Below are 8663 nucleotides of genomic sequence, written 5' to 3' on the forward strand. Positions count from 1 at the left end.
GAAATAGGCACCTTAAAACTTCGGAAAAGTGTCAAATTCGATAGGCAAATTATCCGGAAAAGTGTAGCTGGATGACAAAACAGCACTTAGAAGCCGGTGCTGGATGCGGGATCCTGCGGCCGCCTTCAGCTCTCGCTACTCATCGTCTCCGTCGTTGGGGTCGCCCTTGAGGGTGTTGATGTCCAGGTACTGGTTATCGTCCTCTTTTTGCTGGGTCTCCGACTCCGCTTGGGTGGGGCCGCGGAACAGCTGGAATCCCTCAAACGCAATGACGCCGAGCAGGGCAATGACAATGGCGATAAAGGCAACCTTGACTGCCTGCGGAAATTCCGAGAAACGCAGCGCCTTTTCCTCGGCGTAATAATCGGCGAAGCGCTCTTCGCCCGTGCTTTTGGTATACGCCGGCGCGGACGCGGCCTCCGGGTCATATTCCGGTGCAGGCGCGGCAGCGTACGGATCGTTGAGATAATTGCTCGATGCGGTGCCATAATCCTCGGTCTCGATGCGACCGGTGCCAGTATAGCTATCGGAATAATCGGAATATGCCGCACCGCCCTCATAATCCGCGGCGCTCGTGTTGGCGGCAAAAAGCGGGTTAACTGGAACGTCGAGCACCGGCATGCCGGTTGAGGTCTCATCCAGATCGGCTGCAGCCCAGGAATCGTAGGCAACCTGATGGGCAACGGGCTCATCGAGCCTTGTGATCGGAGGCTTGCGTGCCGCAGGAACAGGCAACTGCTGGGCGCTGTACATAACGGTGCTGTCGGCCGATTTGCCCTGCGTCGCTGCAGCGAGAAATGCCGCCGTCTCGGACGGGTCGCTTGCGGGGCGGGGAGCGGGCGCGGGCGCCGAAATGGGTGCGGGCGTAGATGCGGGCGTCGAAACAGGCGGCTGCGCAGGAGTCGGCGCAGATGCGGGCTTAGGCGCAAGTGCGGGATTGGGGCTTGACGGGCGAGCCCCACCGCCCATGAGTTCGTCGGCGGTCCACGGGCGATCATCCATCACGTCGTCAAGGCTCAGCGAAAACAGGTCGTCTTCACCCTCATCGAACATGCGGTGCACATGTCCACCAATTGCCGGAATCAATCCGCGACCGGTGCATGATGCCTTGCTCAACGCCATTCTATTCCACCCTTTCGAAATACTAATGACATCGATTATATGGAACTTCCCAAGCGGCTCGGTCTTGGATTCGAGCTTTCCAGAACTCGCGCCCAAAAGGGGAGGGGCAATCTAGGCGAGTGCCTACTTGTCGTCGGCCGCCGCCTTGGCCTCATTGAGGTAGCTATAGAAGCTGTACTTGGAGATGCCAAAGAACTCGCAGGCGCGCTCGCTCGACTTGGAAATGAGGAAGGCGCCGCGACGGTCGAGGTAGCCAATGGCACGAATGCGCTCGTCTTTGGTCATGAGCGCCGCGGGCTTGCCCACAAACTGCTCGCACTCGTGCAGCAGGTCCTCGAGCAGGTCGCCGATGTTCTTGGTAATGGGCTCGGGCTCGGTGTAGCCCGTGCCGCCGGTGCCGGTAAAGGCGTCGAGCGAACGCTCAAAAGCCTTCATAAGCGTAATGTCAAAGTTGATGCCCAAAATGCCGACGGGCTTGCCTTCGTCGTTGCGGATAAAGATGGTCGAGGACTTGAGCAGCTTGCCATCGGTGGTTTTAGTGAGGTACGGCTCGCGGTCGTGTACGTCGGTGGTGCCCTCGTGCATGGACTCAAACACGATATGGCTGGGGCCGTCACCCAGTTTGCGCCCGCTGACGTGGCCATTTTCGATCACTACGATGGAGTGGTCCACGTCCTCGGTCTCCAGATCGTGGACGACGACTTCGCAGTTGGGGCCAAATTGGAGCGCCAGACCGTGTGCAAGGCGCTTGTAAAACTCAATCTGTGCGGGGGTCATGGGTGCCTTCCTAAAAATTAGTTTGGGCACACTTTGCCATAAACCACACTTGTTCGCAAATAACGAAAGCGTTGCTGCGTTATGTGACCGTTCGGCGGCGAAAAGGTACCGATTGCGGCAACTAACAATTTGTTAGGTTATCCAATCAAAAAGTGTGATAGAACATTACTAACAAACTTTTTGTTTGGCATCCACATAAAAGTTCAGCCGTGTGAATGGGATCGGGCTGAAACGCGTATGCGGGGGCCGGCAAGAGAGGACTTAAGGAGTTCACCGTATGGCCGATAAGATCCAGTGGGCGGGCAACACGATGCCCAAGAGCGATGACAAGCACTTGGGAATCATGAGCCTCGACCACGTGAAGAAGGCCCGCGCCTTCCACCAGTCGTTCCCTCAGTACACCGTTACTCCGCTTGCCCGCCTGGACGGCCAGGCCGCGCGCCTGGGCCTGTCCAACCTGTGCGTTAAGGACGAGAGCTATCGCTTTGGCCTCAACGCCTTTAAGGTCCTGGGCGGCTCGTTTGCCATGGCCAACTATATTGCCGACGAGACCGGCAAGGACGTTGCCGACTGCACCTTCGATTACCTGACCTCCGATCAGCTGGCCGAGGACTTTGGCCAGGCTACCTTCTTTACCGCCACCGACGGCAACCATGGCCGCGGCGTGGCATGGGCTGCCAACAAGCTGGGCCAGAAGGCCGTCGTGCACATGCCCAAGGGTTCCACCAAGCCCCGCTTCGATAACATTGCCGCCGAGGGCGCCACGGTGACCATCGAAGAGGTCAACTACGACGAGTGCGTGCGCATGGCCGCCGCCGAGGCCGACGCCTGCGAGCGCGGCGTCATCGTTCAGGACACCGCCTGGGAGGGCTACGAGAAGATCCCGTCCTGGATCATGGAGGGTTACGGCACCATGGCTTCCGAGGCTGCCGAGCAGCTGCGCGAGATGGCTATCAACCGCCCGACGCACGTCTTTGTCCAGGCTGGCGTGGGCTCGCTGGCCGGCGCCGTGGTGGGCTACTTCACCAACCTGTATCCCGATAACCCGCCCACCTTCGTCGTGGTTGAGTGCGCACCGGCCGCCTGCCTGTACAAGGGCGCTGCCGCCGGCGACGGCGACCCGCGTATCGTGGACGGCGACATGCCCTCCATCATGGCCGGCCTGTGCTGCGGCGAGCCCAACATCCTTGGCTGGGATATCCTGCGCAACCACACCACCGCCTTCGTGTCCTGCCCCGACTGGGTCACCGCTCGCGGCATGCGCACCCTGGGCGCTCCCGAGAAGGGCGACCCGCGCGTCATCTCCGGCGAGTCCGGCGCCGTGACCACCGGCCTGGTCGAGACCCTCATGCTCGATCCCGAGTACGCCGAGCTCAAAGAGCTCATCGGTCTGGACAAGACAAGCTCCGTGCTCTGCTTCTCCACGGAAGGTGACACGGACCCCGACCAGTATCGCCGCATTGTTTGGGAAGGCGAATATCCCACTTGTTAATCGTTGGGCGGCGCAACGCGCCGCGCCAAATTCCTATTAGACCCCCTATGTCCTGCAGATGTATGAACCCGGGAGGCGGAGCGATACCTATTTGCTCCGTCGCGAGTCCCGCACGCAAAGGAAAGCACTTAATGTGCTTTCCGTCTTGCGCAGGACTGTCCGAGCAGCGGAGCAAATAGGTATCGCTCCGCCACCTCACAGGTAGATTCCTTCGTTTGAAAGGTTATGAACAATGGCTAAAGAACTCGATTTCGACGCTATCAAGGCTGCGGCTGAGTCTCATCGTGCTGATATGACTCGCTTCCTGCGCGCTATGATCTCCCATCCCTCTGAGTCCTGCGAGGAGGGTGAGGTTGTCGCTTGCATCAAGGCCGAGATGGAGAGCCTTGGCTATGACGAGGTCAAGGTCGACGGCCTGGGCAACGTTATGGGCTTTATGGGCGAGGGCGACAAGATCATCGCTATCGACTCTCACATCGACACCGTCGGCATCGGCAACATCGAGAACTGGGATGCCGATCCCTATGAGGGCTACGAGACCGACGAGATCATCTACGGCCGCGGCGGTTCTGACCAGGAGGGCGGCATGGCTTCCGCTACCTACGCTGCCAAGATGATGAAGGACATGGGCCTCATCCCCGAGGGCTACAAGATCATGGTCGTCGGCACCGTCCAGGAAGAGGACTGCGACGGCATGTGCTGGCAGTACATCTACAACAAGGACGGCATTAAGCCCGAGTTCGTCATTTCCACTGAGCCCACCGACGGCGGCATCTATCGCGGTCACCGCGGCCGCATGGAGATCCGCGTCGATGTTCACGGCACCTCCTGCCACGGTTCCGCTCCCGACCGCGGCGATAACGCCATCTACAAGATGGCCGACATCATCGCCGACGTCCGCGCCCTCAACAACAACGGCTGCGACGAGTCGACCGACATCAAGGGCCTCGTCAAGATGCTCGACCCCAAGTACAACCCCGAGCACTTTGAGGACGCTCGCTTCCTGGGCCGCGGCACCTGCACCGTCAGCCAGATCTTCTACACCAGCCCCAGCCGCTGCGCTGTCGCTGACTCCTGCGCCATCTCCATCGACCGTCGTATGACCGCCGGCGAGACCTGGGAGTCCTGCCTGGACGAGATCCGCAACCTGCCGGCCGCCAAGAAGTACGGCGACGACGTGAAGGTCTCCATGTACATGTACGACCGTCCGTCCTGGACCGGCGAGGTCTACGAGACCGAGGCTTACTTCCCCACGTGGATCAACAAGGAGACCGCTCCGCACGTCAAGGCCCTCGTCGACGCCCACAAGGCCATGTTCGGTGACGAGCGCATCGGCTGCGAGCCCAGCATGGACAAGCGCACCGGTCGCCCGCTGTGCGACAAGTGGACCTTCTCCACGAACTGCGTCTCCATCCAGGGCCGCTATGGCATCCCCTGCGTTGGCTTTGGCCCGGGTGCCGAGTCTCAGGCTCACGCTCCCAACGAGGTCACCTACAAGGACGACCTGGTCACCGCTGCCGCCATGTATGTGGCTGCCCTGAACCTCTACGATCCGAGCCAGGCCGATGGCGACGCCACCGTGTTCCGCGCCGGTCTGACCAACAACAAGATCGACTAGTCCCATTCCTTGATCTTGTTGAGCCGGGGGGCGCTCGTGTCCCCGGCACCCCCTGTTGACTTGGGGCCCGCGGTCGTTAACTCCCATGCTTCCTCAACGGTAGCGGGTCCTCGTCATAGCGCTCTGCATGTTCTAGCCACACGCGCATGCCGGAGCACATCTACTCATTGCAATCGTTTCATCTTTGGAAAGGATATTTACATGGACGCTAAGTTTACCGAGCTCGTCGAGCAGCTGAACGGCCTCGATTTTAAGGGTATGTACGGCAGCGACTTCCTGCACACCTGGGACAAGACCACCGATGAGCTCAAGGCGCTCTACATCGTCGCCGACGCCCTGCGCGAGCTGCGCGAGAACAACGTTTCGTCCAAGATCTTCGACTCGGGTCTGGCCGTCTCCCTGTTCCGTGACAACTCCACCCGTACGCGCTTCTCCTTCTCTAAGGCAGCCAACCTGCTCGGTCTTGAGCTGCAGGACCTGGACGAGAAGAAGTCCCAGATCGCTCACGGCGAGACCGTCCGCGAGACCGCTACCATGATCTCCTTCATGGCCGACGTCATCGGCATCCGCGACGACATGTACATCGGCAAGGGCGACGCCTACATGGCCGAGGTCTCCGAGTCTGTCCAGCAGGCCTACGAGGATGGCGTTCTGGATCACCGTCCCACGCTCATCTCCCTGCAGTCCGATTCCGACCACCCCACGCAGTCCTCTGCCGACATGCTCTACCTCATCAACGAGTTTGGCGGCCTCGAGAACCTCAAGGGCAAGAAGGTTGCCGTCACCTGGGCCTATTCGCCTTCTTACGGCAAGCCGCTGTCCTGCCCGCAGTCGCTGATCAGCCTGCTGCCCCGTTTTGGCATGGACGTCACCCTGGCCCACCCCGAGGGCTACGATCTCATGCCCGAGGTCGTCGAGCGCGCCAAGGGCTATGCCGCCGAGTCCGGCACCACCTTTAAGCAGGTCAACACCATGGCTGAGGCCTTCGAGGGCGCCGACATCGTGATCCCCAAGAGCTGGGCTCCGTTTGCCGCCATGGAGAAGCGCACCAACCTGTACGCCGAGGGCGACGACGCCGGCATCGCTGCGCTCGAGAAGGAGCTGCTCGCTCAGAACGCCACCCATCAGGATTGGTGCTCCACGACCGAGCTCATGGAGAAGACCGCCAACGGCCAGGACACCATCTTTATGCATCCGCTGCCCGCCGACATCTCTGGTGTCTCTTGCGAGCACGGCGAGGTCAACGCCGACGTCTTTGACATGCACCGCGTGGGCATGTACAAGGAGGCCAGCTACAAGCCGTACGCGATCACAGCCATGATGTTCCTGCAGAAGGTTGCCGATCCCGCCGCTACCCTCAAGGCCCTCGACGAGCGCAACACCGCCCGTTGGTTCCAGGCCTAAAGCCGCGCTGAGGTAAGCCATGTAAAGGGGGCGCTCTGCCAACCGGCGGGGTGCCCCTTTTTGCATCGTGGGCGTGCGGGATAAGCGCTTTCGATGTAGATGCCCCGCGACGCGAGTTATGGGTACGATGGTTTCAGGGGAGGTATCGCCATGAAACTCGGTTGCGTCATTATGGCTTCGGGCGAGGGCAAGCGGTTTGGCTCTAACAAGATGCTTGCCGATATCTATGGCAAGCCGCTGATTGCCCGGACTATCGATTCGGTTCCCCGGGGCTTTGACGTCGTGGTTTCGACGCGTTGGCCCGAGGTCGCCCAGATTTGCGAGGACAAGCATTGCCCGTGCGTGCTGCACGATGGCAAGCTCAGGAGCGAAAGCGTCCGTGCGGGCCTTTCGTGGGGGGCGAGCCGCGGCTGGAAGGGTTGCCTCTTTTTGCCGGGCGACCAGCCGCTCGTGAGTTCGGATTCTTTTGAGGCCATGGTTCGCGCGTTTGATGAGCGTGGCCGCAAGTATCCGGTGCGTCTTGCGTGCAACGGTGAGCCTTCGAGCCCGGTGCTCTTTCCGGCGGAACTGTTCGATGCACTTATGTGTCTTGAGGGTAAGGACGGCGGCGGTTCGATCCTCAAGGACCGTACCGACGTGGTGCTGGTCGAGGCGCGTGCCTACGAGCTGTGGGACGTCGATACCGTCAAGGGACAGCGACGCATAACGGAGCATATCGCCGCCTGCTCGTATTTTGATCGCGTGGCCAACTGCATCAATCAATAAGGAGCAATTATGATCATCATCAAAAACGGCGCACTCGTGACGCCCCAAGGGCTTCGCCGCGCCGATCTTGCCATGGATGGCGATAAGATCGTACGGATTGCCGCGGCGATTGAGCCGGCCGAGGGCGATACCGTCGAGGATGCTGCGGGCTGCTGGGTGTTCCCGGGCTTTATCGATGGGCACACGCACATGCAGTGCTGGACCGGCATGGACTGGACGGCCGATAGCTTTGAGACCGGTACGCGTGCGGCTGCCTGCGGCGGTACGACGACCATCGTGGACTACGCGACGGCCGATCGCGGCGTGACCATGCCCGATGCCTTGGCCGAGTGGCATCGCCGCGCCGACGGAACCTGCACGGCCAACTACGCCTTTCATATGGCACTCGCCGAGTGGAACGAGCGCAACCGCGCCGACCTCTCGGCCATGCGCGAGGCGGGCGTATCGTCGTTCAAGACCTACTTTGCCTACGATCATCTGCGCCTGGACGATGCCGAGACGCTCGAGGTGCTGGAGGAACTCAAGCGTATTGGCGGCATACTGTGCGTGCATTGCGAGAACGGTACGCTGGTGAATGAGCTGCAGAAGCGCGTGTTTGAGCAGGGTATCCACGGGCCCGAGGGCCATGCGCTCAGCCGTCCGGATGTGTGCGAGGCCGAGGCCGTGAGCCGTCTGCTGTATCTGGCACACCTGGCCGGCGACGCACCGGTCAACGTGGTACACCTTTCGACCAAGTTGGGGCTCGAGGCCATTCGCGCTGCCAAAGCGCGCGGGCAGAAGAACATCTATGTCGAGACCTGTCCTCAATATCTGATGCTCGACGATACGCGCTACTTGGAGCAGGGCGAGGACGGCTTTGCGGGCGCCAAGTATGTGATGAGCCCGCCGCTGCGCCATGCCGGCGACCGTGCGGCACTGCGCGAGGCGCTTGTGGCCGGCGAGATCGATACGATTGCGACCGACCACTGCAGCTTTAACCTGCACGGGCAAAAGGACCGCGGGCGCGATGACTTCCGCGCGATTCCCAACGGCGGGCCCGGTGTGGAGCATCGCCCCGTCGCGATCGCTACGAGTTTTGAGGGACAGCTGGGCCCCGAGGATCTGTGCCGCTTGATGAGCGAGAACCCGGCGCGCGTCTTTGGCATGTATCCGCGCAAGGGCTGTCTTGCCGAGGGCTCCGATGCCGACGTGTGCGTGTGGGATCCCAAGGCGCGCTGGACGATTAGCGCCGCGACGCAGCATCAGGCTGTGGACTATACGCCGCTCGAGGGCTTTGAAGCGCACGGCCGCGCCAAGGCCGTGTTTGTGAACGGCGTGCTGGCTGCGCGCGACGGCGAGCCCACCGGAGCCCAACCCGGCCGCTACGTGCCCCGCTAACGGGAAGACCGCCGGGGTAGCTAATTTGGGAGATGATTTTTTGGGACGGGGTAGCAAAAAGAGCCCCATTACAGTTTGAGTCGTCCGAAAGGGCGGCTCTTTTCCGTT

7 protein-coding genes are annotated in these 8663 nt (G+C 61.1%); 5 read left to right on the forward strand and 2 right to left on the reverse strand.

The window, feature by feature from the left end; translation table 11 throughout:
• Positions 1-135 precede the first annotated feature (135 nt).
• Together DXA43_RS10255 and DXA43_RS02325 are read right to left on the reverse strand one after the other, a co-directional pair.
• On the reverse strand, positions 136-1122 hold the full coding sequence (locus DXA43_RS10255) for a hypothetical protein (protein WP_158564925.1): 987 nt from the start codon (positions 1120-1122) through the stop codon (positions 136-138).
• 123 nt (positions 1123-1245) lie between these two features.
• Positions 1246-1899 carry a transcriptional regulator gene (locus DXA43_RS02325; protein WP_117583047.1) on the reverse strand — a complete coding sequence of 218 codons (654 nt, stop codon included), beginning with the start codon at positions 1897-1899 and terminating at the stop codon, positions 1246-1248.
• A 277-nt stretch (positions 1900-2176) separates the two neighbouring features.
• On the opposite strand from DXA43_RS02325, the gene dpaL reads away from it, so the two are divergent.
• The 5 genes from dpaL to hydA all read left to right on the forward strand — a co-directional run bounded on the left by dpaL (position 2177) and on the right by hydA (position 8555).
• On the forward strand, positions 2177-3391 hold the full coding sequence (dpaL, locus tag DXA43_RS02330) for a diaminopropionate ammonia-lyase (RefSeq protein WP_117583046.1): 1215 nt from the start codon (positions 2177-2179) through the stop codon (positions 3389-3391).
• A 232-nt stretch (positions 3392-3623) separates the two neighbouring features.
• Complete coding sequence (locus DXA43_RS02335; protein ID WP_055252228.1) at positions 3624-5009, forward strand: YgeY family selenium metabolism-linked hydrolase; 1386 nt, start codon at positions 3624-3626, stop codon at positions 5007-5009.
• 201 nt (positions 5010-5210) lie between these two features.
• Positions 5211-6413, forward strand: coding sequence for a knotted carbamoyltransferase YgeW (ygeW, locus tag DXA43_RS02340; RefSeq protein WP_117806135.1), 1203 nt, complete (start codon positions 5211-5213; stop codon positions 6411-6413).
• 150 nt (positions 6414-6563) lie between these two features.
• On the forward strand, positions 6564-7178 hold the full coding sequence (locus DXA43_RS02345; protein WP_158564926.1) for a nucleotidyltransferase family protein: 615 nt from the start codon (positions 6564-6566) through the stop codon (positions 7176-7178).
• A gap of 9 nt (positions 7179-7187) precedes the next feature.
• A complete protein-coding gene (gene hydA / locus DXA43_RS02350) occupies positions 7188-8555 on the forward strand; it encodes a dihydropyrimidinase (RefSeq protein WP_117806137.1) in 1368 nt (455 codons plus the stop codon).
• Positions 8556-8663: the final 108 nt, after the last annotated feature.

This window comes from Collinsella sp. OF02-10 (genome assembly GCF_003463445.1).
Classification (GTDB): domain Bacteria; phylum Actinomycetota; class Coriobacteriia; order Coriobacteriales; family Coriobacteriaceae; genus Collinsella.

Bases quoted from the DNA above. Each gene is read 5' to 3' on its own strand.
- DXA43_RS10255 (WP_158564925.1), bottom strand. From the start codon at position 1,122: ATGGCGTTGAGCAAGGCATCATGCACCGGTCGCGGATTGATTCCGGCA.
- DXA43_RS02325 (WP_117583047.1), bottom strand. From the start codon at position 1,899: ATGACCCCCGCACAGATTGAGTTTTACAAGCGCCTTGCACACGGTCTG.
- dpaL (WP_117583046.1), top strand. From the start codon at position 2,177: ATGGCCGATAAGATCCAGTGGGCGGGCAACACGATGCCCAAGAGCGAT.
- DXA43_RS02335 (WP_055252228.1), top strand. From the start codon at position 3,624: ATGGCTAAAGAACTCGATTTCGACGCTATCAAGGCTGCGGCTGAGTCT.
- ygeW (WP_117806135.1), top strand. From the start codon at position 5,211: ATGGACGCTAAGTTTACCGAGCTCGTCGAGCAGCTGAACGGCCTCGAT.
- DXA43_RS02345 (WP_158564926.1), top strand. From the start codon at position 6,564: ATGAAACTCGGTTGCGTCATTATGGCTTCGGGCGAGGGCAAGCGGTTT.
- hydA (WP_117806137.1), top strand. From the start codon at position 7,188: ATGATCATCATCAAAAACGGCGCACTCGTGACGCCCCAAGGGCTTCGC.